Raw genomic sequence first — 25,851 nt, 5'->3', positions numbered from 1 at the left:
CATCACTTGTTTAGCCGAAGACGCGGTCGAAGATCACGTCGACCTGCTTGAAGTGATAGTCGAGGTCGAACCGCTCCTCGAGCTGTTCCTCGGTCAGAGCCGCGGTCACTTCCTCGTCCTGCTTGAGCAGGTCGAGCAGCATCAGCCTGCCGTCCGATTCCCACACCTTCATCGCGTTGCGCTGGACGAGGCGATAGGCGTCCTCACGGCTCACACCGTTCTGTGTAAGGGCGAGCAACACGCGCTGCGAATGGATGAGGCCGCCCATGCGATCCATATTGGCCTGCATACGCTCCGGATAAACCAGCAGCTTGTCGACCACGCCCGTGAGGCGGGCCAGCGCGAAGTCGAGCGTGATGGTCGCATCCGGGCCGATGAAGCGTTCGACCGAGGAATGCGAGATATCGCGTTCGTGCCAAAGCGCCACGTTCTCAAGCGCGGGGAGGGCATAGGCGCGGATCATGCGTGCCTGCCCGGTGAGGTTCTCGGTCAGGATCGGGTTGCGCTTGTGCGGCATGGCCGAGGAGCCCTTCTGGCCCTTGGAGAAGAACTCTTCAGCTTCCAGCACTTCGGTGCGCTGAAGGTGGCGGACTTCGACGGCGAGGCGCTCAATCGAACCGGCGATCACCGCGAGGGTCGCGAAGTACATCGCGTGGCGGTCGCGCGGGATGACCTGCGTCGACACCGGCTCGGGCTTCAGGCCCAGCTTTTCGGCGACATATTCCTCGACGCTCGGATCGATATTGGCGAAGGTGCCGACGGCACCCGAGATCGCGCAGGTCGCGATTTCCTCGCGCGCGGCCAGGAGGCGCGTCTTGCAGCGGTCGAATTCGGCATAGGCCTGCGCGAGCTTCAGGCCGAAGGTGACCGGCTCGGCGTGGATCCCGTGGCTGCGGCCGATCGTCGGCGTGTACTTGTGCTCCTCGGCGCGGCGCTTGATCGCGGCGAGCAGCTGGTCGAGGTCTTCGAGCAGAAGGTCGGTCGAGCGCGCCAGCTGCACCGCCAGCGTGGTGTCCAGCACGTCGGAACTGGTCATGCCCTGGTGCATGAAGCGCGCTTCCTCGCCGACATTTTCGGCCACCCAGGTGAGGAAGGCGATCACGTCATGCTTGGTCACAGCCTCGATGGCGTCGATGGCTTCGACGTCGATCTTGGGCTCGGTCGCCCACCAGTCCCACAGCGCCTTGGCCGCGCTCTTGGGGACCACGCCCAACTCGCCCAGCTTTTCGGTCGCGTATGCTTCGATCTCGAACCAGATGCGGTATTTCGCCTCCGGCTCCCAGATGGCGGTCATGGCGGGGCGGGCGTAGCGGGGGACCATGGGTCGACTCCGTGAATGGCTGGGATATGCCGCGCCCCGCTAGAGAGGCGCGCGCGTGCTGGCAAGGGCATGGCAGCGGTTCGTGCGCCGATGCATGGTTTATGCAGGCTTTACCCATTCGTCGCAGTTCGATTGCGCTTGGCTCGCATTGCGATAGGATGTGCAGCATGAACGACAAAATGAATCTCCGCACGAGCCGCAGCTTCCTTTTCGCAAGCGCAAGTATTGCGCTGGTGTTTTCTTCGCCGGCGCTGGCAGGAGAAGATGTCGTTTATGCCGATGCGCCGGATTGGATCGAGCCTGCCGAATTGGCTTGGGTCGACGTGGAGAAAGGCCCCTCGACACTGATTTACGACTGGCAGCACCGGCTCGAGGGCGGCGTAGTAACCAGCTATACCGACACCGCCTTCCGGATCGACAATCCCGATATGCTGATGCAGCAGGGCACGATCTCTCTCGCGTGGATGCCGGACAAGGGAGACCTCACCGTTCACCGGGTCGAGATCCTGCGTGGGGACGAGAGCATCGATCTGATCGGCACCGGCTCCCAGTTCGAAGTCATCCGCCGCGAACAGGGGCTGGAGCAGCGCCTGCTCGACGGGGAACTGACCGCGACGCTGGCCGTGCCGGGCCTCAAGGTGGGCGATATCCTGCGCGTCACCCATTCGGTGACCACCGACGACCAGGCGCTTGGCGAGGAGATGCAGGCCTCGCAATGGCTCTACGCCGATCCGTGGAAGGTCGGCTTCTCGCGCGCCCGTGTTAGCTGGCCCGAGGGAGCAGACGTCTATTGGCGCGCCGAAGATGTGGCCGGTGTCGAAGCGCCTGAACTGGAGAACGGTTACCGCACGATCGACGTAACCCTGCCAATCGCCAAGCTGCCGGATATGCCCGGCGATGCCCCCTCGCGCTTTACCCGTGGGGCCATGCTGCGCGTGGGCACTTTCGCCGACTGGCAGGATCTTTCGCGGGTTTTTGCGCCGCATTACGTCGAAGCGGCCCGCATCGCCGATGACGGCGATGTCGCTGCCGAGGCCAGGCGGATCATGGGCGCAACCAGCGATCCGCTGACCCGTGCGGCCATGGCGGTGCGCACGGTGCAGGACGACGTCAGCTACCTGCTGAACGGTCTCGATGGCGGCAATTACATGCCCCAGACCGCCGCCGAAACCTGGGAAAAGCGTTACGGCGACTGCAAGGCCAAGTCGGTGCTGCTATTCTCGCTGCTCAGCCAGATGGGGATAGAGGCCGTGCCGGTGCTCGTGTCGACGAGCGGCGGTGACGCCATTCCCGAGCTTCTGCCTATTCCGGGCAATTTCGACCACATGATCGTGCGCGCCACGATCGATGGCACCGATTACTGGCTCGACGGGACGAGTGCGGCCACCCGTCTTTCCAATATCGGCAATGTGCCCGCGTTCTTCCATGCCCTGCCGCTCACCGAACAGGGCGCCGATCTCGTTACGATGGACCAGCGCGAGCCGGCAACGCCCGACATGATCATGGCGCTTTCGACCGATTATTCGGCCGGGATCGACCTTCCCTCGCTGTTCGAAATGAGCATGACTTTCTCCGGACCGCAGGGTGCGCGTTTGCGAGCAATGGCGGATGAACAGGACGAGGATACCTTGCGCCAGATCGCTACCGGGTTCGCAAATTCCGCTGGCGCCGGGGCCGCGGTGTCCGATGTCACCGTGACTTATGACGAGGAAGCGGCCGTTGGCGTGATGAAGCTCGTCGGCGTCATGCCGAGCGCCTTTGCGTGGAGCGATGGCCGCTTGCGCATGGAATCGGGCGACGACCAGAACTTCGTCTTCAACCCCGACCGCGCGCGTCCCGAATGGCGGGACATCCCGGTGCAGACGCCGGGGCCTTCGCGCAACCGTGTGGAAGCGGTGGTGATCCTGCCGGGCGATGCCAGCGCTTTCACCCAGACAGGACCTGCGATTTTCGACGAATCTTTCGCGAACACGCGAATCGCGGGCCGGACCGATACGAGCGGCAACCGCATCGTCTCCTCGGTCGACGTGATCCAGACGCTGGGTGAGATTGCTCCCGCCGAAATCAGCGCCAACAAGCGCGCGGTGCGCCAGATCAACGCCATGGAAGTCGAACTCATCGCGCCCGAGGACGTTACTTGGCGCTGGCAACGCGATCCTTCGGAAATCGCACGCCGTGTGAAGCCCCTCATCGAAGCCTATGACGCGGCGGTCGAATTCAGCGCGGAGGACGATTACTCCGTTCATGCGCAGCGCGCCAATTTCCGCACGCAAATTTATGACTGGGAAGGCGCGCTGGAAGACCTCGACCTGCTGGTGGAGAAGGACACGTCCGCCAATGTCCTGACATGGCGCGCATCGGTTCTCGGCGCGCTTGGCCGCGATGCCGAAGCCATTGCCGATGCGCGGCGGGCCTATGAGCTCGACCCGAACAGCAGCAACGCCTTCTTCCTCGCCGAACTGCTCGCCTATGACGGCAAGCGCGACGAAGCGCTCGAACTGCTCGAGCAGGTGCCAGTATCGGAAGAAGAGAGCGGCAATTACGCCAGCACCTATGCCACCGTGGCAGGGCTTGCAGGCAAGACCGATGCAGCGCTCGAACTGCTTGGCGACGAGGTGGCCGACAAGCCGCTCAACGCGTCCGTGCTGAACGCCGATTGCTGGTTCCGCGGCCTGTTCAACATCGGCGTCGATTCGGCGATGGCGACCTGCACCAAGGCAATCGAGCGGGCGACCGACAGCGCGCCCATGCTCGATAGCCGCGCTATGGTGAGCTACCGTATGGGCGACTACGATGCAGCTTTGAAGGACCTCGACAGCGCGTTGGAACTCGTGCCGGGCCTTTCTGCTTCGCTGTACCTGCGCGGCATCGTACGGCTGGAGCAGGGCGATGCGGGCGGGCGCGAGGATATCGCTACCGCGCTCAGGATGGAGCCGTATCTTGCGCGCCGCTATGCCATGCACGGCGTTGCCCCGAAGGACTGAAGGCGCTCTAGATCAGACCCTTGGCGCGGAGCGAGACATGGCTGCCGCGTCCCACGATCACGTGGTCGTGGACGGTGATGTTGAGCAGCCGCCCGGCCTCGGCAATGCGTGCGGTGATCTGGATGTCGGCGCGGCTCGGTTCGGGATCGCCGCTGGGGTGGTTGTGCACGAGGATGAGCGCGCTTGCGCCCACGTCGAAGGCCCGCCGGATAACTTCGCGCGGGTGGATCGCCGCCTCGTCGATCGAACCTTCGGCAGCCAGGTGATCGTCGATCAGCCGGTTGCGCGTGTCGAGATAAAGGACGCGCACCCGCTCGTGTTTCAGTTCGCCCATGTCGATGGCGAGGTAGTCGAGCAGCGCCTGCCAGCTTCCCAGCACAGGCTGCTCCCGCACAGCTCCGCGCGCCATTCGCCGAGCCGCCAGCGACACCGCGTGGAGCGAGGCCGCGCTTGCTTCGCCCATGCCGCCGACCTGGGTCAGCGCGCCGGGTGAAGCGTTGAGCACGGCCGAGAAAGAGCCGAAATGGTCGATCAGCCGCTTCGCCAGCGGCTTGGTGTCACCCTGCCGGATTGCGGAAAACAGCAGGAATTCGAGCAATTCGTAATCGGCCAGCGCCTCCGCACCGCCCGTCAGCAGGCGTTGGCGCAGACGTTCGCGGTGGCCGGTCCCGGCATGGCTGGATGCTTTTTTGGCCGCCCCCGGCACCTTTTTCCTCCCCTAGGCGTTTCAATGCCTTGCATTGCCTTTATGCCGCGATGCGCGCAAGTGCGGGGACAGATGGACGGGTCAGAAGGCCAGTATGTGAGTGAGCGGCCCCGCTGGCGCAAGAAGCGCTGGGCGGTGCCTGCGCTCGTCATCCTCGCGCTGGTCGTTATCATCGCGTTCGGCTGGTTCAACCGCGTTTCGCTGGCCGATGATTTCATAAAGGACCAGCTGCAGGCGAACGACCTACCGGCCACCTACACGGTCGAGCGAATCGGTGGACGCACGCAGATCATCTCCGACCTAGTCATCGGCGACCCCGATGCGCCCGATCTGACCGCCGACCGCGTTATCGTCCGGCTGCGCCACCGCTTCGGCCTGCCGGAAGTGGGCAGTATCACTCTGGTCAATCCGCGGCTTTATGGCCGGTATATCGATGGCGAGCTGAGTTTCGGTTCGCTCGACAGCCTTCTGTTCGAAGATGATGGCGAACCCAGTTCGGGGCTGCCGAACCTTGAGCTCGCCATCCGCGACGGGCGCGGCCTGATCGAAACCGATTACGGACCTATCGGCCTGAAGCTTGCGGGCGAGGGCAATCTGGCGAGCGGCTTCGAAGGCATTCTTGCTGCCACCGCGCCGGAATTGCAGTTGGACAGTTGCGCAATGGCCGGCACGACACTTTATGGGACGGTATCGACCTCGGCAGGTGAGCCGCAGTTTGCAGGCCCCTTGCGGATGGCTGCGCTCGCTTGCGAGGAAATGCAGCTCGCGGTCGAAGATGTAGTGGTCGTACTCGACGCGACCGCGAATGGCCAATTCGCCGATCCTAGCCTGACCGCCCGTATCGCGACCGACAACGCGCGCTACGCCGAGAATTCCGCACAATCGCTCGCCGGGACGCTCCGCGCTCAGATGAAGGACAGCGCGATGACCTCGCGCTACACCCTTGCAGCGCGCGGTGTCGAAACGCCGCAGGCGCTTGCTGCCCTGCTCACCGCGGAAGGCACGATGCGCGCGCGCGACGATTTTGCGCGCCTCGAGATCGAAAGCGCGGTGGAGGGCAATGGCCTGAGGCTCGGTCGCAGCACCATCGCCATGGTGGAGGGGCTTTCCAGCTCGGGCGAGGGGACGCTGCTTGAACCTATCGCGCGCCGGATTGGTGCGGCCCTGCAGGCGGAAACGCGCGGAAGTGCGCTGGACGCCAGCGTCCTCTATCGCAGCGGCCCCCAAGGGTATTCGCTGACCGTGCCGCAAGCGCAGATGACGGGTGGCAGCGGCGCGCGTATCCTCTCGCTTTCGCGCTTCGAAGTCGCGGCCCTCCGGGACGCGCCGGCGCGGATCGGCGGTAATATCGCGACTGGCGGCCCCGGCATCCCGCGCATTTCAGGCCGCATGGAGCGCGCAGGCGATGGCGACGCGGTCTTCCGCCTCAGCATGGCACCCTATTCAGCGGGTGGGGCCGAGATTGCCATTCCCGGCATGACCGTGGCGCAGGGCCAGAGCGGGGCGCTCGGATTTTCGGGTCGGGTCGAGGCAACCGGTCCCTTGCCCGGCGGCGCTGTGGACCAGCTGTCACTTCCGGTTAGCGGGCGGTGGGAAGCGGGCGGCGATCTCGTGCTCTGGCGCGAGTGCACCCAGGTCGCCTTCCGCAGGCTTGCCTTCGCCGATCTCAACCTAGCGGGGCCGGGGCTCACCCTGTGCCCGCCGCCCGGCAAGCCCATGCTCCGCTATGGCGCGGACGGGGTGCAATTTGCAGCCGGAGCGAGCAATCTCGACCTTACCGGTTCTCTGGGTGACACGCCCATCCGCATTGCCAGCGGCCCGGTCGGTTTCGCCTATCCCGGCACCGTGCGCGCGCAGAACCTCGATATCTCGCTGGGTCCCGTGGATACGGCGAGCCGCTTCGTGATCTCGGACCTCAACGCCCAGCTGGGCGACACCGTCGCCGGCACGTTCGACGATGCCGAGATCGCGCTCGCGGCTTTGCCGATGACGCTGGTGAACACTTCGGGCGAATGGGCCTATGACGATGGGCGACTGACAATCGACAACGCGGCGTTCCGGCTGATTGACCGCGCGCCCGATGATCGCTTCAAGCCGCTGGTCGCGCGCGATGCCTCGCTTTCGCTCGTCGACAACATCATCAACGCCGAGGCGGCGCTCCGTAACCCGCAGACGGACCGGGTGGTGACGCTGGTGGATATCCGCCACGACCTGTCGACCGGCGGCGGCTACGCCAATCTCGATGTAGAGGGGCTGCGCTTCGACGAAGCTCTCCAGCCAGAGGATCTGAGCGAATTGGCGAAGGGTGTGATCGCTAATGCGGATGGCGTAATCACCGGAGAGGGCCGGATCGACTGGTCGCCATCCGGAGAGGTGACCAGCACGGGATCGTTCTCGTCCGAAGACCTCGATTTTGCCGCCGCCTTCGGGCCGGTGAAGGGGGCGAGCGGAACGGTGGAGTTCACCGACCTCCTCAACCTGACCACCGCGCCGAACCAGAAGATCCGGGTGGCCTCGGTTAATCCGGGCATCGAGGTGCTCGACGGCGAAATCGAGTTCAGCCTGCAGAACGGCGAGCTCCTGGCAGTGAGCGGCGGCAGCTGGCCTTTCATGGGCGGGACGTTGATCCTGCGCGAGGTCGACCTCAATTTGGGCGTGAGCGAGGAGCGGGCCTATATCTTCGAGATCGTCGGCCTCGATGCGGCGCAATTCGTCGCGCAGATGGAGCTGGAGAATATCTCGGCGACCGGCATTTTCGACGGTACGATCCCGATCATCTTCGATGTGGACGGCAATGGCCGGATCGAAGACGGTATCCTTATCTCGCGGTCTCCGGGCGGCAATATCTCCTATGTCGGCGAACTGACCTACGAAGACCTCTCGGCCATCGCCAATTTCGCCTTCGATGCGCTGCGCAGCCTCGACTATTCGCAAATGCGCGTCATCATGAACGGCCCGCTTACCGGGGAAATCGTCACGCAAGTGCGCTTCGACGGCGTGCGGCAGGGCGAGGGGGCCGAGACCAATTTCATCACGCGCCAGATCGCCAACCTGCCGCTGCAGTTCCGTATCAACATCAAGGCACAGTTCTACCAGCTGATCACCAGCCTCAAGGCGATGTACGACCCTGCCTCCGTTCGCGATCCGCGAGAATTGGGCTTGCTCGACGACGACGGCACGAGGCTGCGCCGCTCCATCACCGGCGAAGAGGCCGAACCCGATATCGATCCGGAAGACGTCATTCCGGATGAACCCACCATTCAGGACCAGGAAAGCGAGTAAGCGCTATGAAATCCCGTGAATTGACTGACCCTCGTGGCCCTGCGAGAACCTGCACCATGCAGGGGAAGGCGGACATGAAGGGTCTGAAGATTTCGGCGGCGGTCGGCATGGCCTCGCTCGCGCTGGCAGGTTGCGTCACGGTGGAAGCGCCGACGGAACCCATCGTGATCGAGCTTAACGTCAACATCCGCCAGGAAGTGATTTATCGCCTCGCCGATGATGCGGGCGACACGATCGAGAACAATGCGGATATTTTCTGATGGGTGAACTTATGACCAAGCGACTTACCAAGGCTGTCCTTTCGGGCGCCGCACTCGCGACGGCTCTCGGCGGTATCGCCGCGCCGGCCTTTGCCCAGCGCGATCCGGCCTATGCCGCTGCGCGCGCCGCAGGCCAGGTGGGCGAGAAGATGGACGGCTACCTCGGCATCGTCGGGGAAGAAACGGCCGAGCTTCGCCGTCTCGTCAACGACATCAACATCAAACGCCGCGCGGTTTATTCCGAGCGCGCGCAGGCCAACAACGCCACGCTCGAAGAATACGCGCTGACGGCGGGGTGCCAGGCCATCCTCGCGACCTCGCCGGGCGAGAAATACCAGGCGCCCGACGGCAGCTGGCAGACGCGCACCAGTGCCAAGCCCATGCGCGATTCGCGCTGCCCGTAAGAAAGGGCGCGCGCTAGCTTTCGAGAGCCTCCCGCCGGTGCGACGCCGGAGGGAGGCTTTTTTGCAACCGGTGATGCGCAAATGCGCAGCTCTCCGTGTTGACTCGTCCATGCCCCCCATCTAAGGGGGCCGCGCCCTTGGCGGGCAAGTCCCTGCGCGTGCCGCGCAACCCCATGAAGGAGCAAGGCATGAGCGACGACGAACCCGCACGGAAACCCATCGAGGAGGATGCGCGGATCGACGCGCTGGAAAAGCGGTTAAGTGCCGCCCAGCAGCGCGAAGAACAGCGCAACCGCAAGACCGGTTCCGGGGCCGATGCGAACTATCGCAGCGGCAACCGCGTTCTGGCTGACTTGCTCGGGGGGCTTCTGGGAGGTTCGGTGATCGGTTACGCCATTGGCTATCTCACCGATACCAATCCTTGGGGTCTGCTGGTGGGGCTGTTCCTCGGAATAGTGGTCGCCTTCAGGAATATTATCCGCGCGGCAAATCAGAAGCCCGGCGAGTGACCCCGAAAGGGGCTTTGCGGGGCTTTCGTTACAGGATTTAGGGAATTTCAGACGTGGCAGCCGAACAGGCCAAAGTCGATCCGATGTACCAGTTCACCATCCAGGCGCTTGGCGGCTCGGATAATTGGGAACTGGCCGGCTACAACATCGCCTTCACCAACAGCGCGCTGTGGATGCTGATCACCACCGTGGTGCTCTTCCTCTTCGTGCTCGGCGGGATGAAGCGCGAGCTCGTTCCCGGCCGCTGGCAGATGATGGTGGAAAGTTTCACCGGCTTCATCGACAACATGCTCGAAGCGAACATCGGCAAGGCCGGGCGAAAGTATGTGCCTTACGTCTTCAGTCTCTTCATGTTCATTCTCTTCGCGAACCTGCTTGGCCTGTTGCCGCTGGGCGTGATCGGGGTCCACCCGTTCACCTTTACCAGCCATTTCACCGTGACCGGCATCCTCGCGATCATCAGCTTCTCGATCGTTCTCATCGTGGGCTTCTGGCGCCACGGCCTGCACTTCTTCAGCCTGTTCGTGCCGCACGGTACGCCGCTGCCCATGGTGCCCGTGATCGCGCCGATCGAATTTATCTCCTTCATGGTCCGTCCCTTCAGCCTCGGCCTGCGTCTCTTCGTGGCCATGATGGCCGGTCACGTGCTGCTCGAAGTGCTGTCGAGCTTCGTGATCGACGGTACCAATGCCGGCGCCGGTTTCGGCCTCCTGGTTGGCTTGCCGAGCTTCTTGCTGATGATCGGCATCTGTGCGCTGGAGCTGCTGGTCGCCGGCATCCAGGCCTACGTTTTCGCTCTTCTGACGTCGCTGTACATCAACGACGCCGAGAACCTTCACTAAGTCTTCAATTTACACGTTTTTCCAAAGGAGTTTGTCATGGAAATGGAAGCTGCAAAGCTCATCGGTGCTGGCCTCGCTGCAATCGGCGCCGGTATGGCTGCAATCGGCGTGGGTAACGTCTTCGGTTCGTTCCTCGAAAGCGCCCTGCGCAACCCGGGCGCAGCAGACGGCCAGCAGGGCCGCCTGTTCATCGGCTTCGCCGCTGCCGAACTTCTCGGCCTGCTGGCGTTCGTTGTTGCCATGATCCTGATCTTCGTCGCCTAATCGACGAATATCCGATTTGGAGCCGGTCGGGTTCGCCTGACCGGCCCCGCAATTTCCTGCTTCACGCTTTTCGAGAGCTGCAATGCCCCAGATAGCACAGCTTGCCGATACATGGTCCAGCCAGGTCTTCTGGCTGCTGGTCTTTTTCGGCATAACCTTCTTCGTCATCGGCAAGGGCATGGTGCCCAAGGTGATGGACACCGTCGCCAGCCGTGACGGCCAGATCGCCGCCGACCTCGCCGCTGCCAAGGCCGCGCGCGATGCCGCCGACGAGCAGGAAGAAGCCTGGCGGGTGAAGGAAAACGAGAACCGCGCCGCGGCGCAGGCGATCGTTGCCAAGGCCAAGGAAGAAGGCGCCAAGAAGAGCGAGACCAAGCTCAAGGCGGCCCAGACCCGTATCGACAAGAAACTTGCCGATGCCGAAGCACGGATCGCCGAAGCGCGCACCGCTGCGCTTGCCGAAGTCGAAGCCGTGGCCGTCGAAGCTGCGCAAGACATCGTCAAGACGCTCGCCGGTGTGAAGGTGACCAAGCCTGTCGCCACCAAGGCCGTGAAGGAGCAGATGGCTCATGGCTAACACCACTCCCAGCGAACTGCCGGAAGTCTTCGCGACCGAAACGCCGCAAGCGACGACCGAAATCGACGCTGGCGCCGGCAAGCACAACGAGCCCGAACTTTTCGGCCTCGCCCCCTTCCAGATCGTCTCGATTGCGATGCTGGTCCTGCTCCTTTTCGCGTTCTTCGGCGCCAAGGTCCACAAGACCATCGCCGGCGGCCTCGACAACAAGATCGCCGCGATCAAGGAACAGCTCGAAGAAGCCAAGCAGCTTCGCGCCGAGGCGGAAGCCCTGCGCAAGGAATACGCCGACAAGATCGCCAGCGCCGAAAAGGACGCCGAAGCGATGCTCGTCAACGCGCAGACCGAAGCCGACGCGATCCTCGAGAAGGCCGAAGCCGACAGCAAGGCCATGGTCGAGCGTCGCAAGCGCATGGCGGAAGACAAGATCGCCGCTGCCGAACGTGAAGCCGTCGAAGACGTGCGCAACCGCGCCGTTTCGGCCGCGACGGGTGCGAGCCGCAAGCTGATTGCCGAAAAGCACGACGCCGAAGCCGATCGCGCTCTGGCCGACAAGGTTATCGCCGGGATCTGATCTTCCCGCGCTACGCTAATTTCGAAAGGGCGGCCCCGAACGGGTCGCCCTTTTGCGTTTCAGGGCACGAAGACGACCTTGCCCACGATTTCTCCGCGATCCATGGCTTCGAAGCCCTCGCGCCATTGGTCGAGCGGGAGGATGCGGTCGATATGCGGGGTGATGCGCTTCTCGCTTGCCAGCCTGTCGATGACCTTCGCAATCCGCTGGCCGCGGTCGGGGAAGCGGCGCGCATATTCGCCAGCGCGCACACCGACTACGCTGAAGCCCTTGATGAGGGGAATGTTGACCGCGATCTCGGGAATACGACCCGCTACGAAACCGACGACTAGAAGCTTGCCGCCGAAGGTCACGCAGCGGGTGCTCTCGTCGAACACGTCGCCGCCGACAGGGTCGAACACCAGATCGCACAAGGCGCCATCGGTGAGGACGGAGACTTCTTCGCGGAAACGGCCCTCGTTGAGAATCACCGAATGCGCAGCTCCCGCGCGCCGAAGGGCCTCGAGCTTGGCTTCGGAATGCGTCGCCGCGATAACCCTGGCTCCGAGCGCCTTGGCAAGATCGCAGGCCGCAAGACCCACGCCGCCGCTCGCGCCATGGACCAGGACTGTCTGCCCGGCCTCCAACCCGCCCAGTTCGACCAGTCCGACATAGGCGGTGTGATAGGCCGCGCCCATCGCCGCCGCCTGGGCGAAATCGAGGCCTTCGGGAATGTCGCGCAGGGCCGTTGTCGGAAGGGTGATTTGCCCGGCAAAAGCGCCAGTTTTGGCACCGCCCATGACCCGGTCGCCGACTTCGAACCCGCACCCGGGATCGGCTTCGATCACTTCGCCCGCCATCTCCAGCCCGGATACGAAGGGCAGCTCCGGTTTGAACTGGTAGTCCCCCCGCGTCATCAGGAGGTCGGGATAGTTGAGCGAGGCAGCGCGCACCTCCACGAGCACTTCGCCCGTCCTGCGCCGCGGCGCATCGACCTCGCGCAAGCCCATGCCGGATAGGTTGCGGCTCAGCTCTTCGACGACGAGAGCCTTCATGCGCTCAGAAATTGTCCTTGGCGGCACGCAGCGCGGCGAAGGTCTCGGCCGGCGTAGTTCCACCCCAGCGGTTCCGGATATCGGCGTCATCGGCGCGCAGGAAGGGGTTGGTGATCAACTCGCGCGAGAGGAGGGTGGGGACCGTAGGTTCTCCCTTGGCGCGCTTTTCCTCGATCCTCCCGGCGTAAAGGCGCAGTTCGGCGTTGTCCGGGTCGGCGTGCAGGGCAAACTTGGCGTTCGCCTCGGTGTATTCATGCGCGCAATAGAGCAAGGTGTTGTCGGGCAGCTGGCGAATGCGCTCGAGGCTGTGCCAGAACTGCTCGGGCTCGCCCTCGAACATGCGGCCGCAGCCCAGCGCAAAGACGCTGTCCCCGACGAAAGCCGTGTCCGCTTCCGCAATATGGTAGGCGATGTGGCCGTTGGTGTGGCCGGAGACATCGATCACGCGCGCCTTCCAGTCCCCCAGAGAGACCGTGTCGCCATTGCCGACCACCTCGTCGATCGGGCTCAACTTCTCGACCTCATGCGGTGCGACCACCTTCGCGCCCGTAGCCTCGACGATGGCCTTGTTTCCGCCTGCATGATCGGGATGCCAGTGCGTGTTCCAGACCTGCGTGATCGTCCAGCCCTTGGCCTCGGCCTGGCGCAGGTATTCCGCGCCATCGGGCGTATCGATCGCCGCCGTCTCGCCGGTATCGGGATCGTGGAGGAGGAAACCGTAATTGTCGGACAGGCAGGGGAACTGGTGAATCTCTAGCATGTAGGACAGCCTATCCCGCTTGCCCCATGTAGGAAAGGCCCGCCGCTCGTGTGAGCGACGGGCCTTTCTTTTGTTTAGCCTCACGCGCCGGCGGCTGCGTCCGCAGCCTTAGGCTTTCCTCGCTCTCACGACCTTGCGGTCGCGTCGCTGCGGGCGGCCGGTCGGCCTTGCACTCGGCTTCGCCTCGCGTCTTGGTCACGGCAGTCAGCGAGCGACCGCTCGCCGCCGCTCCTGCGGCGAAGCCAAGCACGCCGGACGGCGTGCGCCCGGCGTCTGAGGGCTACCAGAAGATCAGTCTTCCTTCTTCTTCAGCGCTTCGCCGAGGATGTCGCCGAGCGAGGCACCCGAATCCGACGAACCGAACTGTGCAACCGCTTCCTTCTCTTCGGCGATCTGACGCGCCTTGATCGAGAAGGTCGGCTTCTTCGAACGGTCGAAACCGGTGACCATGGCATCGACCTTGGCACCCGGCTGGAAGCGATCCGAACGCTGTTCGTCGCGGTCGCGGCCGAGGTCCGAACGCTTGATGAAGCCGGTTGCGCCGTCTTCGCCGACCTGGACTTCGAGACCGCCATCGCGGACTTCGAGCACGGTGACGGTGACGACTTGGTTCTTGCGCAGGTCGCTCTGGGCGCCGGCTTCGGTCGGAGCACCCTTTTCGAGCTGCTTCATGCCGAGGCTGATGCGTTCCTTCTCGATGTCGACATCGAGAACGACGGCTTCGACTTCCTCACCCTTGCGGTGCAGGGCGAGGGCGTCTTCACCCGAGATGCCCCATGCGATGTCCGACATGTGGACCATACCGTCGACGTCGCCCGGAAGGCCGATGAACAGACCGAATTCGGTGGCGTTCTTGACTTCGCCGGTGACCTTGGCGCCAACGGGGTGCGCTTCGGCGAATTCTTCCCACGGATTGCGCTGGGCCTGCTTGAGGCCGAGCGAAATGCGGCGCTTCTCGCTGTCCACTTCGAGGACCATGACTTCGACTTCTTGGCTGGTCGAGACGATCTTGCCCGGGTGGACGTTCTTCTTGGTCCAGCTCATTTCCGAAACGTGGACCAGGCCTTCGATGCCTGGCTCGATTTCGACGAATGCGCCGTATTCGGTGATGTTGGTGACGGTGCCCGTCAGCTTCATGCCGACCGGGTACTTCGCCGAAACGCCATCCCACGGATCCGATTCCAGCTGCTTCATGCCGAGGCTGATGCGCTGGGTGTCTTCGTTGATGCGGATGATCTGGACGGTCACGGTCTGGCCGATCTCGATCATTTCGCTGGGATGGTTGACGCGCTTGTAGCTCATGTCGGTGACATGGAGCAGGCCGTCGATTCCGCCGAGGTCGACGAAGGCACCGTAGTCGGTGATGTTCTTGACCACGCCGTCGATGACCTGGCCTTCGGCCAGCTTGTCGATGAGTTCGCTGCGCTGTTCTGCACGGGTCTCTTCGAGGACCGCGCGGCGCGAGACGACGATGTTACCGCGGCGGCGGTCCATCTTGAGGATCTGGAAGGGCTGGGCCATGTCCATCAGCGGGGTGACGTCGCGCACGGGGCGGATGTCGACCTGGCTGCCGGGCAGGAAGGCCACGGCGCCGTCGAGGTCGACGGTGAAGCCGCCCTTGACGCGGCCGAAGATGCGGCCTTCGACGCGCTTGCCTTCGCCGAACTCGCTTTCAAGCTTGTCCCAGGCGGCTTCGCGGCGTGCACGGTCGCGCGACAGCATGGCTTCGCCGTCGGCGTTCTCGATGCGGTCGACGAAGACTTCGACTTCCGAGCCGACTTCGAGGCCGTGCTCGTCTTCGCCGCGCATGAATTCCTTGAGGTCGACGCGGCCTTCGCTCTTCAGGCCGACATCGATGTGGGCCATGCCGTTTTCGATGGAGGTGACGGTGCCCTTGACGACGCGGCCTTCGAAGCCGCCATCATCTGCGCCGCCGAGCTGCTCGTCGAGCATTGCCGCGAAATCGTCGCGGCTCGGATTGGCTGAAGTTGCCATGAGTTGTGTAGTCCTAACTAACGTTTGCTACCGGCCACCGGTTTTCCGGGGTCTTTACCCGTCTCCGCCGCACTATCGCGGTGGCTAACGGGGCAAGAGGGCCGTGTTCTCCGCGAGGCCGGATGCCGCCGCGAAGGTCCATCGAATCCGGGGGATTTGGTGAACGGGCGCGCGCCTAGGCCGAAACGGGCGCAAAAGCAAGGGAAATGCCGCTTCGCGCCCTACAGGATGGAGCGGGTGGAGCACGGTCCTGGGAGAATTTGAGACGAGCCCGCTTAGCTGCCTGCAAGTGCCGGAATTCTGCGGTTGGGGAAGGGTTGTGCGGTCCATGCCCACATGGCTGCCACAGCGCGCCGCCTGTAGGAAAGCGGCTATTCCTGAACGACCTGCCGGACCGCGTCGATCGCGGCGGCAATCGCCTCTTCCTTGCCGAGCGCGCTGGTGTCGATCACCATGGCATCGGCCGCGGGGGCCAGCGGGGCTACATCGCGGTTTCGGTCGCGCTCGTCGCGGGCGCGCAGATCGTCCTGGATGGCTTCCAGCGTCACTTCGACACCGCGGTCCTGCATTTCGAGGAAACGACGCTGGGCCCGCGCCTCGACGCTGGCGGTGATGAAGAGCTTGGCCTCGGCTTCGGGCGCGATCACCGTGCCGATGTCGCGCCCGTCGAGTACGGCACCGCCGGGCTGCGTTGCAAAGCTGCGCTGACGATCGAACAGGGCTTGACGCACGGCGGGGTGGACGGAGACGCGGCTTGCCAAACCGCCCGTTTCCTCGTTCCGCAGGTGAGGATCATCCAGCAGACTATCGGGAAAGCTGGTTGCCGCCAGCGCGTCTCCGCCGTCGTCCGGATCGCCACCGTCGAGGAAAACCTGTCGCCCCACCGCGCGATAGAGCAGGCCCGTATCAAGATGCGGCAGGCCGAAATGCGCGGCCAGCGCCTTGGCAATCGTGCCCTTGCCCGATGCGGTCGGTCCGTCGACGGCGATGATCATCCTGCTTCCCTCAATCGTATTTGCGCGCGTGCATGGCATAAGCCCAGCCAAACAGCACACCAAAGCCAAGTATCCATCCTGCGATGGTGTCCATGTGCTCGTGCCTGAGTTTCGACCAGGTGAAATCCGCCCGCGCAAATTCGATTCCGCCGAAGACCACTACGATGGCGGCGAAGCCTGTAAGCATCCGGCGGAAAAACACGGTCACGTGGTTGTCGTCCGATCCGTGCGCAGCGCCTTGAAGATGCCGAAAAGGGCGATGCCCATCCAGACGATCTCGAGGACCATGGTGGGCAGGTTGTAATTCACCGTCAGCGAGATCGCGAGCAACGCCGCGCCGATGAAGTTGACCGCGTTGAACAAAAGCAGGTTCATCTGCTTCGTCATGTTCGAATAGGCGAATGCAGCAACGATACAAAAGCTGCCGACAAAGCCGATGATGTCGGCGGCGAAGGAGGAAATACCGGGCATTTACGGGGCTCCGGCCTTGTCGAGCAAGGCGATGAAATTGGGAAAGCTGGTCGCGATAGGCTCGGCGCTGTCCACGCTGACGCCGTTCTCGCTGGCCAGGCCCGCAACCGCCATGCTCATGGCGATGCGGTGGTCGAGATGGGTAGTAACGGGGCCGCCCCCTGCAAGCGGCTTGCCGCCGCTGCCATGGATGACCAGGCCGTCGTCGCGCTCCTCTACCGTGCCGCCTGCAAGTTGCAAGGCGGCGGCCATGGCGGAGAGGCGATCGCTTTCCTTGACGCGCAATTCTTCGAGGCCGCTGGTGACGGTCGTGCCCTCGGCAAGAGAGGCGGCGACGAAGAGAACGGGAAACTCGTCGATCATGCTGGGCGCGATGGCGGGATCGACCTCGATGCCCCTGAGCTGAGCGTGGCGCACGTGCAGGTCCGCCACCGGCTCGCCGCCGACTTCACGCTCGTCGAGATAGTCGATGCTCGCGCCCATCTGTTTGAGCACGCGGTAGATCCCATTGCGGGTGGGGTTGAGGCCGACATTCTCGATTACGAGGTCGCTGCCGGGCACCACGCTGGCGGCGACTGCGAAGAACGCGGCAGAAGAAGGGTCGCCCGGAACGGTGATGTCGCAGGGCGCAAGGTCGCATGGGCCGGTGAGCGAGATCACGCGCTCGCCGTCCTTCTCCTCGACCTGCACCTCGACACCTAAGCCGCGCAGCATGCGCTCGGTGTGGTCGCGGGTGGGAACGGGCTCGATCACCGTAGTCGTGCCGGGCGTGTTGAGACCGGCGAGCAGCACTGCGCTTTTCACCTGCGCGCTCGCGACAGGCAGGCGATAGCGGATCGGCACGGCCGGCTGCATCCCTTCCATCACCAGCGGCAGCGTGCCACCGGGGGAGGGCGTGAAGCTGGCACCCATGGTGGAAAGCGGGTCGATCACGCGGCCCATCGGGCGCTTGGACAGGCTCGCATCGCCGGTGAAGGCGGCGGTGATGCCGTGGCTGGCGACGAGGCCCATGAGGAGCCGCGTCGACGTGCCCGAATTGCCCATGTCGAGCGCTTGTTCCGGCTGGAGCAGCGTGCCGACGCCCACGCCGTCGACAACCCAATCCTCGCCATCCTTTTCAATCACCGCGCCCATCGCGCGCAGGGCAGCGGCGGTGGCGAGCACGTCCTCGCCTTCGAGCAGGCCCGAGATACGGCTGCGCCCCACGGCCAGCGCACCGAACATCAGCGCGCGGTGGCTGATCGACTTGTCGCCCGGCACGCGGATGCGTCCGGTCAGCGGGCCCTGTGGCGAAAAGCGGTGCGAGGTCACGAAAGCGTATCCATATGAACGCGGCGCTTTGACAGCGCACACGGGTTCTGGCAAGGCGCGCGCGCTGCAGGTTCCTCCCCCTTTACTTTAGGGCGATGGAGCCCACCTTTAGCCAAGAATTTTTCGTCTCGTCCTCGCGGCGGGGCCAGTATCCAAGGATTACACATGGTCAAACCTGAATGGGGCACCAAGCGGACCTGCCCGAACTGCGGCACCCGCTTCTACGATCTGAACAAGGAAGATCCCGTCACCTGCATCGAATGCGGTGAAGAGTGGACGCCCGAGCCCGTGCTCAAGTCCAAGCAGCCGATTCTCGCCGAGGAAGAGAAGAAGGACAAGAAGGGCGAAGCCGATTCCGACCTGTCCGGCGACGACGATGACGATCTGGATATCGACATCGACGAAGACGACGATTCGCCCGACAACGAGGTCGATCTCGGCGGCGATGACGACCTTGGCGTCGAGACGAAGTCGAAGGGCGACGACGACGACGCGGATGAAAGCTGATTTAGCTTAAAATAGCTGTTGCATTGCGGGAGTACCCCTTATATTGGGCGCCTCCCGCAAGGGTGACGCACCTCCCAGGATGCGTCAGCGAAAAATGGCTCGGGGCCTTAGCTCAGCTGGGAGAGCGCTACAATGGCATTGTAGAGGTCAGCGGTTCGATCCCGCTAGGCTCCACCATTTCATCGTCTTTCGGCCCAGGGCGGGCTGCAAATGGCGGATTGCTGCGCTTCCGGTGCTCACGGACTTGATGTCCGCTCCGCTCCGGTTCTCGCACTCCACCATTTTTGCTTCCACCCTGAACCGAAATCCGATGAAATGGCTCGGCCACTACTTGGGTATGATGGTAGCAGGCCGTGGCGACGGCTGCGGCTTGCTTCCACCACACCCGGGCACACGTTTGGGTTTCATAGGGGTCTGACCCCACGCTGGCCGACGAGTTCTCGTCCGCCGGCGTTTTTCGCGTTTATCGGGCCAGCGATGGTTCGAGAGGAGTAGAGCAGCGATGTTCGACAATTTGTCCGACCGGCTCGGGAATGTCTTTGACAAGCTCAAGGGTCGCGGTTCGCTGTCCGAAGGCGATGTGCGCGAAGCCATGCGCGAAGTGCGCATCGCGCTGCTCGAAGCCGATGTCGCGCTGCCCGTTGTGCGCCGCTTCATCGACGCGGTCACCGAAAAGGCGATCGGTTCGGAAGTCCTCAAATCGGTCACGCCCGGCCAGCAGGTCGTCAAGATCGTCAACGACGAGCTGGTCGAAATGCTCGGCGGCGACGGCGACGATGCCGAACCACGCGATCTGAACCTCAACGCCAAGCCCCCGGTCGTCATTATGATGGTCGGCCTGCAGGGCTCGGGTAAGACGACCACGACCGCCAAGCTCGGCAAGCTGCTGCGCGAAAAGCACGGCAAGAAGTCGATGATGGCCTCGCTCGACGTCAACCGTCCGGCAGCGCAGGAACAGCTCAAGATTCTCGGCGAGCAGGTCGATGTCGCGACGCTGCCGATCGTGCCCGGCCAGCAGCCGGTCGATATCGCGCGGCGCGCAATGGAAGCCGCCAAGCTGGCCGCAGCCGACGTGCTGCTGCTCGATACGGCAGGCCGCCTCCACGTCGACGAAGCGCTGATGGCCGAGATGAAGGCCATCTCGACCGTGTCGGCACCGACCGAGGTTCTCCTCGTCGTCGACAGCCTGACGGGCCAGGACGCGGTCAACGTCGCGCAGAGCTTTACCGGCGAAGTGCGGCTGACCGGCGTGGTGCTGACCCGCATGGACGGGGATGCGCGCGGCGGTGCGGCGCTCTCGATGCGCTATGTCACGGGCAAGCCGGTCAAGTTTGCCGGTACGGGCGAAAAGCTCGACGCGATCGAAGCCTTCGATCCCAAGCGCGTCGCCAGCCGCATCCTCGGCATGGGCGATGTCGTCAGCCTCGTCGAAAAGGCGGCGACGGCGATCAAGGAAGAAGAGGCGGAAGCGCTTGCCAAGAAGATGGCGAAGGGCGAATTCGACCTCGACGACCTGCGCATGCAGCTTCGCCAGATGCAGAACATGGGCGGCCTCGGCGCGCTTGCGGGCATGATGCCGGGCATGAAGAAGGCCAAGCAGGCGATGCAGCAGTCGGGCATGGACGACAAGGTCCTCGTCCACATGGACGCGATCATCGGCTCGATGACGCCGAAGGAGCGCAAGCTGCCCAAGCTGCTCAACGCCAAGCGCAAGAAGCGCGTGGCGGCTGGTTCGGGCACGCAGGTCCAGGACGTGAACAAGGTGCTCAAGATGCACCAGGAAATGGCCAAGGCCATGAAGCAGATCAAGAAGATGGGCGGGCTCAAGGGTCTCGGCGCGCTGTTCGGCAAGGGTGGCATGGGCGCTGCCATGCCGGGCCTCGGCGGACCGGGCGCAGGGCTGCCGGGTCTCGGTGGGGGCGGCAAGGGCCCCTCGGTCGATCCCGACACGCTGCCCGCCGATCTGCGTGACATGTTGAACAAGAAATAAACGAAATTATCGATATTTACATTCGAAAGGTGAAGTAAAATGGCAGTTGCAATTCGTCTGTCGCGCGGTGGCGCGAAGAAGCGTCCCTACTACCGCATCGTCGTGTCGGACTCGCGCAGCCCGCGCGACGGCAAGTACCTGGAGCAGATCGGCACCTACAACCCGATGCTGCCGAAGGATTCGGGCGAGCGCGTGAAGCTCGACGAAGACCGTGCGCGTCACTGGCTCTCGGTCGGCGCCAAGCCGTCGGACCGCGTCCACCGCTTCCTCGACGCCGCCGGCATCCTCGAGCGTGCGCCGAAGAACAACCCCAAGAAGGGTGAGCCGGGCGAAGCCGCCAAGGAACGCGCCGAAGAAAAGGCCGCCAAGGAAGCCGAAGCCGCTGAAGCTGCCAAGGCTGCTGAAGAAGAAGCCAAGGCTGCTGCCGAAGCTCCGGCTGAAGAAGCTGCTGCTGAAGAAGCACCGGCCGAAGAGGCTGCTGCCGAAGAAGCTACCGAAGACAAGGGCGAGTAATCGCGCCCATGCAGGACAAGCCCGTCACGCTGGCAGCCGTCACCGGTGCGCATGGCGTGGCGGGCGAAGTCCGTCTGAAGCTGTTCGGGGAAGGGCTGGAAGGCCTCAAACCGCACAAGAGTTTCAATGAGGGGGCGCTGACCCTCTCCAAGGTCCGCAGCGACAACAAGGGCGGCGCCATCGCGCGTTTTGCCGAAGTCGCGGACCGCACCGCCGCCGAGAAACTGCGCGGCACCGTCCTCACCGTTCCGCGTGATGCCTTGCCCACGCTGGAAGAGGGTGAATTCTATTATTCCGACCTGCTTGGCCTCGCGGTCGTCACCGACACGGGCGAGGCGGTCGGCCATGTTTGCGCGGTCGAGAATTTCGGCGCGACCGAGATCGTCGAGATCGAAAAGCCCGACGGCAAGAAATTCATGGTCCCCCTGACCGAGCAGGCCGTCCCCTGCTGGACCGCGCAGGAATTGACCATTGCGGAGGGTTTCTGGGATAGGTGAGCGCGATGAGCGCCATCGCATCCGATCTCTGGCAACGCCTTGCCGCCCACGACATCGGTCCGCGCGACGCAGTGCTGTCCTTCATCGCCCGGCTCGCCCGCGAAAACCGCTGGAACGAGGATTTCGCCGAGCGGGTTGTCCTCGAATACAAGCGCTTCTGCTACCTTGCGAAGACCGCCGGGCACGAGGTCACGCCCTCCGATGCGGTGGACCAGGCCTGGCACCTCCACCTCACCTACAGCCGCGACTATTGGCAGGTTTTCTGTCCCGAAGTCCTCGGGGCCGAGTTGCACCATGGCCCGACCGCCGGCGGGCAGGCCGAGCGATCCCGCTATTACGACCAGTACGCCGCGACGCTCAAATCCTATGAAGAGGCGTTCGGCACACCGCCGCCAGCCGATGTCTGGCCGGATTCCCGACAGCGTTTTGTCGAGGACCCGAAAGCGTTTCGCGTGAAGCCGTCCGATGCTATCGTGATCCCGCGTCGCCTGCTGCCCGCGCTCGTCCTCCTGGCTGCGCTGGCGCTGGCGGCAAGTTGGCTGGGAGGGCAACTGAGCTGATGGAAACGAGTTTTTCGACCTATTTGGGCGGGGAGTTCCTGCTGTTCTACGCCGCCTTGCTGGCGGCTGCCGTAGTGGCAGGTTTCTGGATCCCCGGCTTCCTGCGGCCCGACGGCCAGCGCGGTCCCGTGACCGACCGGCACGAACTGGCCTATCTCGCAGGTGGGGCAGGGCGCATGACCGAGAGCGTGATCGCTCGGCTGCTCGGCGTTGATGCGCTGGTCGAAGGCGCGAAGAACAAGCTGCGCGCCGCCACTCCCTCGGCGGGCGAGGACCGGGCCGAGCAAGCACTGCTGCGCAAGCAGGGCGATTTCGGCCTGACCGAGGCGCACAACGCCATCAAGCCCTACGCTGCCGATGTGGACGAGGACCTCGTGCGCAAGGGCCTGCTGCAGGACAAGGGATCGCGCTGGCAGATGCGGTTCATGTCCACCGTGCCTTATCTCGTGGTGCTGGGCGTGGGCTTCTACCGCCGCTCGGCCGGCGTGGCGGAAGGGGAGCCGGTGGGTTTCCTGACCGCGCTGATGGTGCTGACCTTCGTGCTGGGGGTGGTGCGCTTCGCCAAGCACGATCCGCGCACCCGCGCCGGGCAGGAGGCGCTCGACGAGGCGCGGGTCACCCATGTCCGCCTGCAGAGCGCGCCCACGCCGCCGGAACTGGGTTATGGCGTTGCGCTGTTCGGTACCGCCATCCTTGTCGGCACGCCCTATTCGCAGCTTCACGCCATGCATCGCTCGGCCATCTCCGATGGATCGGGCGGCTATTACGCCGATGGCGGCAGCGACGGAGGCAGCGATGGCGGAAGCGGTTGTGGCGGCGGATGCGGGGGCTGCGGCGGCTAGCGCCTGAGCGGCATTTTCTCGGCGAGGCGGTTGCGGATCGCGGTCGATGCGACGCCCGCCTGCCCCATGGCGTGGCTGATCTGGTCCAGCCCGAGGACCACGTCCCCCGCGGCAAAGAGGCCGGAGATGCTCGTCTCAAGGTGATCGTCCACCAGCACGCAGTCGTCCTCGCTCACCTCGGCGCCGCAGGACCGTGCGAGGCCCGACCGCACGACCGAACCGAGCGCGGGATACATCGAATCGAACTGCATGCGCCCTTCGGCGGTGTCGAAGGCGATCGCGCCGTTCTCCATCGCGAAACCGCCGCAAGGGCCCGCGACGCGCCTTATGCCCGCCTCGTCCAGCGCCTCGCTGCAGGCATCCGACAGATCGTGATCGCCGTCGGGCGATACCAGCGTGATGTCGCTGGTGTAAGTGCGGATGAACTGCGCCTCGGCGGTCCCGTGGTCGCCCGTGCCGATGACCGCGACCTTCTTGTCGGTCACCTCGTAGCCGTCGCAGACCGGACAATAGCGGATCAGTCCGCGCGAGAGGGCCTCGTCATGCAGTTGGTCGTCGATCCCTTCGGGGCGGTTGTTCACCACGCCGGTGGCAAGCAGGACAGTGCGCGCGCGATAGATTTCGTCGTCGCAGGTGACGGTGAAGCATTCGTCCGGCTTGATGAGATCGGTCACGCGCTTCGGTTCGCGTAGGGCGCCGTATTTCGCCGCCTGCTCGCGCATCCGCTCAAGCAGTTCCTCGCCGTTGATGCCGTCGGGAAAGCCGGCGTGGTTGTGGCTGGTCGGAATCCAGCTCGCGCGGCTGGTGCCGCAATCGAACAGGCGGATGTCGAGATGATAGCGGGCGAGGTATATCGCCGCGGTCAGGCCCGCGGGCCCGGCGCCGATGATGATGCAATCGTCCAAGTCCATGCCCACCATACGCTCGTTGCCGCAATGCGTGCCTAAGCCCCTCGTCGATAGCTGTGTTGCTTGCATAGAACAGCTCTTGCCAGAGCCCCGATGTCAGGACATTGAAGGCCGGATTGAAAACAGATCGCAAGGGACCGAGAGATGATCGAGAGCGCCGCTTTTCTGATGGGGACTTACGCAGCGATGAGCGCAGGGATGAGTGTGGCGGTAGCCAAACTGTCGCCGTCCATCGGGCCCAAGCTGCGCCACATTTTCGCGGGCGCATCGCCGCTCGCTGCCGTGCTCGCCGTGCGGCTTGAAGGAGCGCCCAGTACGACCCTCGATAGCATGGAACTTTTCGGAGCCGGTGGGCTCGTAATCCTTGGTGTCGTGACCTCGAATGTGGTCGGGAAGTTTGTGCCAGTACGAGGCAAGGAGCAGGAACGCCTCTCCTCGCGTTGACGCGCCGATACGCGCGCGGGATGGTCAATCGGTCCTGCCCGCGCTAACCGCCCGTGCATGACCACGCTGAACGTTGCCATCGTCCAGGTCGCGCCCATTCCTCTCGCCATCGGCGACGGGATTGAAAAGGCCGTGCGTCTGGCGCGCGAGGCGGTGGAGGGCGGGGCGCAACTGGTTGCTTTCGGCGAGACCTTCCTCGGCGGCTATCCGCTGTGGCTGGACGAAGCGCCCGGCGCGGCGCTCTGGGATCATCCCGGCACCAAGGCGCTGCATCGCATCATGCTCGAACAGGCGGTGGTCGCGAATGACGAGCGGCTTCTGCCTTTGCAGGAGCTGTGCGACGAAACCGGCGCGGTGATCAGCATCGGCGCGCATGAGCGGGTGCGGCAGAGCCTTTACAACAACCAGATGACCTTCCGGCCCGGCCTGCCGGTGCTCGACCACCGCAAGCTGGTCCCCACCCATGGCGAACGCCTCATCTGGATGCGCTGCGACGGCTCGACGCTGGGCGTCCATCAGGCGGAGTGGGGCAAGGTCGGCTCGCTGATCTGCTGGGAGCACTGGATGCCTCTCGCCCGCGCTGCGATGCACAACCTCGGCGAGAGCGTGCATGTGGCGGCATGGCCCACCGTGCGCGAGGAATACGCACTCGCCTCGCGGCACTATGCGATGGAGGGCCGCTGCTTCGTGCTGGCGGCGGGGCTGGTGCAGGAGAGGGACGACCTGCTCGACGGACTTGAGCGTGCAGGCGGCGATGCTGCGGCGAGAGAGCTGTTCGAGGCGATCGAGGGCTATGCGCTCAATCGCGGCGGCTCGATGATCATCGCGCCCGATGCGCAGATCGTGGCGCAGGCGGGGGATGGTGACGAGACGCTGGTTGCGGAGCTTGATCTAGGTGAGATCGGTCGGGGGCTGACGAGCCTAGACACGGACGGTCACTACTCGCGGCCCGATGTCTTTGAGCTCCGCGTCAATGCGCAAACTAAGGGTGGTGTGCGATGGGAGTAGCTCTCGGGTTCATTTTGCTCGCTATCCTATTCTGTATGCCTCCCATGGTTCTTGGATTCTCCGCAAGTAAGGCGACTTCACGCGTTGGGCGACTATCTTTGATCTTAATAGCCGGCGTGCTGCCTGCTCTGCTTTGGGCCCCAGTGCATTATTTTTCAGCCTTGATGGCGGACGTCCCGTTTGACGAGCTTTCGCCATACGTCCTCAAAGCTGCGATTTTTCAGTTCGGGATTGGAATTCCCTTGGCGTTTCTTACTTTGTGGCTCTCGGACCGACGAAACAATGGCCGTAAG

Annotated in this window: 27 protein-coding genes and 1 tRNA gene; 18 read left to right on the top strand and 10 right to left on the bottom strand. The window is 64.0% G+C overall.

Features of this window, described 5'->3' with window-relative positions:
* Positions 1–10 precede the first annotated feature (10 nt).
* Positions 11–1,321, bottom strand: a complete 1,311-nt coding sequence (gene purB / locus K3148_RS13575) for an adenylosuccinate lyase (protein ID WP_221425283.1) — start codon at positions 1,319–1,321, stop codon at positions 11–13.
* Positions 1,322–1,488: 167 nt separating this feature from the next.
* On the opposite strand from purB, the gene K3148_RS13570 reads away from it, so the two are divergent.
* Complete coding sequence (locus K3148_RS13570; protein WP_221425282.1) at positions 1,489–4,305, top strand: DUF3857 domain-containing protein; 2,817 nt, start codon at positions 1,489–1,491, stop codon at positions 4,303–4,305.
* A 7-nt stretch (positions 4,306–4,312) separates the two neighbouring features.
* Here the strand turns inward: K3148_RS13570 and radC are convergent, their stop codons facing one another.
* The gene (gene radC / locus K3148_RS13565; protein WP_221425281.1) at positions 4,313–5,011 is read right to left on the bottom strand and encodes a RadC family protein; all 699 of its coding nucleotides are present in this window, start codon (positions 5,009–5,011) and stop codon (positions 4,313–4,315) included.
* A gap of 72 nt (positions 5,012–5,083) precedes the next feature.
* Between radC and K3148_RS13560 the strand changes: the two genes are divergently transcribed.
* The 8 genes from K3148_RS13560 to K3148_RS13525 all read left to right on the top strand — a co-directional run bounded on the left by K3148_RS13560 (position 5,084) and on the right by K3148_RS13525 (position 11,723).
* Positions 5,084–8,293, top strand: coding sequence for an intermembrane phospholipid transport YdbH family protein (locus K3148_RS13560; protein WP_221425280.1), 3,210 nt, complete (start codon positions 5,084–5,086; stop codon positions 8,291–8,293).
* 56 nt (positions 8,294–8,349) lie between these two features.
* The gene (locus K3148_RS13555) at positions 8,350–8,553 is read left to right on the top strand and encodes a YnbE family lipoprotein (protein ID WP_221425279.1); all 204 of its coding nucleotides are present in this window, start codon (positions 8,350–8,352) and stop codon (positions 8,551–8,553) included.
* Positions 8,553–8,957, top strand: coding sequence for a YdbL family probable chaperone protein (locus K3148_RS13550; RefSeq protein ID WP_247711592.1), 405 nt, complete (start codon positions 8,553–8,555; stop codon positions 8,955–8,957). The genes K3148_RS13555 and K3148_RS13550 overlap by 1 nt, the downstream gene beginning before the upstream one ends.
* 188 nt (positions 8,958–9,145) lie before the next feature.
* Positions 9,146–9,466: an AtpZ/AtpI family protein gene (locus K3148_RS13545; protein WP_221425278.1), complete on the top strand. Its 321-nt coding sequence runs from the start codon at positions 9,146–9,148 to the stop codon at positions 9,464–9,466.
* A gap of 53 nt (positions 9,467–9,519) precedes the next feature.
* Positions 9,520–10,308: a F0F1 ATP synthase subunit A gene (locus tag K3148_RS13540; protein WP_006832364.1), complete on the top strand. Its 789-nt coding sequence runs from the start codon at positions 9,520–9,522 to the stop codon at positions 10,306–10,308.
* 36 nt (positions 10,309–10,344) lie between these two features.
* On the top strand, positions 10,345–10,572 hold the full coding sequence (locus K3148_RS13535; RefSeq protein WP_006832363.1) for a F0F1 ATP synthase subunit C: 228 nt from the start codon (positions 10,345–10,347) through the stop codon (positions 10,570–10,572).
* Between the two features lie 82 nt (positions 10,573–10,654).
* The gene (locus K3148_RS13530) at positions 10,655–11,149 is read left to right on the top strand and encodes a F0F1 ATP synthase subunit B family protein (RefSeq protein WP_221425277.1); all 495 of its coding nucleotides are present in this window, start codon (positions 10,655–10,657) and stop codon (positions 11,147–11,149) included.
* Complete coding sequence (locus tag K3148_RS13525) at positions 11,142–11,723, top strand: F0F1 ATP synthase subunit B (protein WP_221425276.1); 582 nt, start codon at positions 11,142–11,144, stop codon at positions 11,721–11,723. The genes K3148_RS13530 and K3148_RS13525 overlap by 8 nt, the downstream gene beginning before the upstream one ends.
* A gap of 59 nt (positions 11,724–11,782) precedes the next feature.
* Here the strand turns inward: K3148_RS13525 and K3148_RS13520 are convergent, their stop codons facing one another.
* The 7 genes from K3148_RS13520 to aroA form a co-directional block, all read right to left on the bottom strand.
* Positions 11,783–12,757, bottom strand: coding sequence for an NADPH:quinone oxidoreductase family protein (locus tag K3148_RS13520; protein ID WP_221425275.1), 975 nt, complete (start codon positions 12,755–12,757; stop codon positions 11,783–11,785).
* Positions 12,758–12,761: 4 nt separating this feature from the next.
* Positions 12,762–13,517 carry a hydroxyacylglutathione hydrolase gene (gene gloB / locus K3148_RS13515; RefSeq protein ID WP_221425274.1) on the bottom strand — a complete coding sequence of 252 codons (756 nt, stop codon included), beginning with the start codon at positions 13,515–13,517 and terminating at the stop codon, positions 12,762–12,764.
* Positions 13,518–13,808: 291 nt separating this feature from the next.
* Complete coding sequence (rpsA, locus tag K3148_RS13510; RefSeq protein WP_221425273.1) at positions 13,809–15,512, bottom strand: 30S ribosomal protein S1; 1,704 nt, start codon at positions 15,510–15,512, stop codon at positions 13,809–13,811.
* Positions 15,513–15,883: 371 nt separating this feature from the next.
* Positions 15,884–16,507, bottom strand: a complete 624-nt coding sequence (locus tag K3148_RS13505) for a (d)CMP kinase (RefSeq protein WP_221425272.1) — start codon at positions 16,505–16,507, stop codon at positions 15,884–15,886.
* 10 nt (positions 16,508–16,517) lie between these two features.
* Positions 16,518–16,715, bottom strand: coding sequence for a hypothetical protein (locus K3148_RS13500; RefSeq protein WP_221425271.1), 198 nt, complete (start codon positions 16,713–16,715; stop codon positions 16,518–16,520).
* Positions 16,712–16,978 (bottom strand): CBU_0592 family membrane protein, encoded by a 267-nt coding sequence (locus tag K3148_RS13495; protein ID WP_221425270.1) that lies wholly within the window; start codon positions 16,976–16,978, stop codon positions 16,712–16,714. Before K3148_RS13495 ends, K3148_RS13500 begins: the two co-directional genes overlap by 4 nt.
* The gene (gene aroA / locus K3148_RS13490) at positions 16,979–18,289 is read right to left on the bottom strand and encodes a 3-phosphoshikimate 1-carboxyvinyltransferase (protein ID WP_221425269.1); all 1,311 of its coding nucleotides are present in this window, start codon (positions 18,287–18,289) and stop codon (positions 16,979–16,981) included.
* A gap of 165 nt (positions 18,290–18,454) precedes the next feature.
* Here aroA and K3148_RS13485 point away from each other — a divergent pair, with 165 nt between their 5' ends.
* The 7 genes from K3148_RS13485 to K3148_RS13455 all read left to right on the top strand — a co-directional run bounded on the left by K3148_RS13485 (position 18,455) and on the right by K3148_RS13455 (position 23,198).
* Positions 18,455–18,796, top strand: coding sequence for a TIGR02300 family protein (locus K3148_RS13485; RefSeq protein ID WP_221425268.1), 342 nt, complete (start codon positions 18,455–18,457; stop codon positions 18,794–18,796).
* 101 nt (positions 18,797–18,897) lie between these two features.
* A tRNA-Ala gene (locus K3148_RS13480) sits at positions 18,898–18,973 on the top strand.
* 325 nt (positions 18,974–19,298) lie between these two features.
* On the top strand, positions 19,299–20,786 hold the full coding sequence (gene ffh / locus K3148_RS13475) for a signal recognition particle protein (protein WP_221425267.1): 1,488 nt from the start codon (positions 19,299–19,301) through the stop codon (positions 20,784–20,786).
* A gap of 39 nt (positions 20,787–20,825) precedes the next feature.
* Positions 20,826–21,299: a 30S ribosomal protein S16 gene (gene rpsP, locus K3148_RS13470; protein WP_221425266.1), complete on the top strand. Its 474-nt coding sequence runs from the start codon at positions 20,826–20,828 to the stop codon at positions 21,297–21,299.
* Between the two features lie 8 nt (positions 21,300–21,307).
* Positions 21,308–21,796: a ribosome maturation factor RimM gene (gene rimM / locus K3148_RS13465; protein WP_221425265.1), complete on the top strand. Its 489-nt coding sequence runs from the start codon at positions 21,308–21,310 to the stop codon at positions 21,794–21,796.
* A gap of 5 nt (positions 21,797–21,801) precedes the next feature.
* On the top strand, positions 21,802–22,356 hold the full coding sequence (locus tag K3148_RS13460; protein WP_221425264.1) for a glycine-rich domain-containing protein: 555 nt from the start codon (positions 21,802–21,804) through the stop codon (positions 22,354–22,356).
* On the top strand, positions 22,356–23,198 hold the full coding sequence (locus K3148_RS13455; RefSeq protein ID WP_221425263.1) for a TIGR04222 domain-containing membrane protein: 843 nt from the start codon (positions 22,356–22,358) through the stop codon (positions 23,196–23,198). Before K3148_RS13460 ends, K3148_RS13455 begins: the two co-directional genes overlap by 1 nt.
* On the opposite strand, the gene K3148_RS13450 is transcribed toward K3148_RS13455, so the two are convergent.
* Positions 23,195–24,109 (bottom strand): NAD(P)/FAD-dependent oxidoreductase, encoded by a 915-nt coding sequence (locus K3148_RS13450; RefSeq protein ID WP_221425262.1) that lies wholly within the window; start codon positions 24,107–24,109, stop codon positions 23,195–23,197. The genes K3148_RS13455 and K3148_RS13450 overlap by 4 nt on opposite strands.
* Before the next feature lie 141 nt (positions 24,110–24,250).
* On the opposite strand from K3148_RS13450, the gene K3148_RS13445 reads away from it, so the two are divergent.
* Positions 24,251–24,550 (top strand): hypothetical protein, encoded by a 300-nt coding sequence (locus tag K3148_RS13445; protein WP_221425261.1) that lies wholly within the window; start codon positions 24,251–24,253, stop codon positions 24,548–24,550.
* Between the two features lie 57 nt (positions 24,551–24,607).
* On the top strand, positions 24,608–25,558 hold the full coding sequence (locus tag K3148_RS13440) for a carbon-nitrogen hydrolase family protein (protein WP_221425260.1): 951 nt from the start codon (positions 24,608–24,610) through the stop codon (positions 25,556–25,558).
* Positions 25,559–25,851: the final 293 nt, after the last annotated feature.

It is taken from the genome of Qipengyuania aurantiaca (assembly GCF_019711375.1).
Classification (GTDB): domain Bacteria; phylum Pseudomonadota; class Alphaproteobacteria; order Sphingomonadales; family Sphingomonadaceae; genus Qipengyuania; species Qipengyuania aurantiaca.
Note: the sequence above shows the minus strand (reverse complement) of the source record. Positions and strands in the feature narration are given on the sequence as shown.

Coding starts and splice junctions, on each gene's coding strand:
- purB (WP_221425283.1), bottom strand. CDS start 1,321: ATGGTCCCCCGCTACGCCCGCCCCGCCATGACCGCCATCTGGGAGCCG.
- K3148_RS13570 (WP_221425282.1), top strand. CDS start 1,489: ATGAACGACAAAATGAATCTCCGCACGAGCCGCAGCTTCCTTTTCGCA.
- K3148_RS13560 (WP_221425280.1), top strand. CDS start 5,084: ATGGACGGGTCAGAAGGCCAGTATGTGAGTGAGCGGCCCCGCTGGCGC.
- K3148_RS13555 (WP_221425279.1), top strand. CDS start 8,350: ATGCAGGGGAAGGCGGACATGAAGGGTCTGAAGATTTCGGCGGCGGTC.
- K3148_RS13550 (WP_247711592.1), top strand. CDS start 8,553: ATGGGTGAACTTATGACCAAGCGACTTACCAAGGCTGTCCTTTCGGGC.
- K3148_RS13545 (WP_221425278.1), top strand. CDS start 9,146: ATGAGCGACGACGAACCCGCACGGAAACCCATCGAGGAGGATGCGCGG.
- K3148_RS13535 (WP_006832363.1), top strand. CDS start 10,345: ATGGAAATGGAAGCTGCAAAGCTCATCGGTGCTGGCCTCGCTGCAATC.
- K3148_RS13530 (WP_221425277.1), top strand. CDS start 10,655: ATGCCCCAGATAGCACAGCTTGCCGATACATGGTCCAGCCAGGTCTTC.
- K3148_RS13525 (WP_221425276.1), top strand. CDS start 11,142: ATGGCTAACACCACTCCCAGCGAACTGCCGGAAGTCTTCGCGACCGAA.
- K3148_RS13520 (WP_221425275.1), bottom strand. CDS start 12,757: ATGAAGGCTCTCGTCGTCGAAGAGCTGAGCCGCAACCTATCCGGCATG.
- gloB (WP_221425274.1), bottom strand. CDS start 13,517: ATGCTAGAGATTCACCAGTTCCCCTGCCTGTCCGACAATTACGGTTTC.
- rpsA (WP_221425273.1), bottom strand. CDS start 15,512: ATGGCAACTTCAGCCAATCCGAGCCGCGACGATTTCGCGGCAATGCTC.
- K3148_RS13505 (WP_221425272.1), bottom strand. CDS start 16,507: ATGATCATCGCCGTCGACGGACCGACCGCATCGGGCAAGGGCACGATT.
- K3148_RS13495 (WP_221425270.1), bottom strand. CDS start 16,978: ATGCCCGGTATTTCCTCCTTCGCCGCCGACATCATCGGCTTTGTCGGC.
- K3148_RS13485 (WP_221425268.1), top strand. CDS start 18,455: ATGGTCAAACCTGAATGGGGCACCAAGCGGACCTGCCCGAACTGCGGC.
- ffh (WP_221425267.1), top strand. CDS start 19,299: ATGTTCGACAATTTGTCCGACCGGCTCGGGAATGTCTTTGACAAGCTC.
- rpsP (WP_221425266.1), top strand. CDS start 20,826: ATGGCAGTTGCAATTCGTCTGTCGCGCGGTGGCGCGAAGAAGCGTCCC.
- rimM (WP_221425265.1), top strand. CDS start 21,308: ATGCAGGACAAGCCCGTCACGCTGGCAGCCGTCACCGGTGCGCATGGC.
- K3148_RS13460 (WP_221425264.1), top strand. CDS start 21,802: ATGAGCGCCATCGCATCCGATCTCTGGCAACGCCTTGCCGCCCACGAC.
- K3148_RS13455 (WP_221425263.1), top strand. CDS start 22,356: ATGGAAACGAGTTTTTCGACCTATTTGGGCGGGGAGTTCCTGCTGTTC.
- K3148_RS13450 (WP_221425262.1), bottom strand. CDS start 24,109: ATGGACTTGGACGATTGCATCATCATCGGCGCCGGGCCCGCGGGCCTG.
- K3148_RS13445 (WP_221425261.1), top strand. CDS start 24,251: ATGATCGAGAGCGCCGCTTTTCTGATGGGGACTTACGCAGCGATGAGC.
- K3148_RS13440 (WP_221425260.1), top strand. CDS start 24,608: ATGACCACGCTGAACGTTGCCATCGTCCAGGTCGCGCCCATTCCTCTC.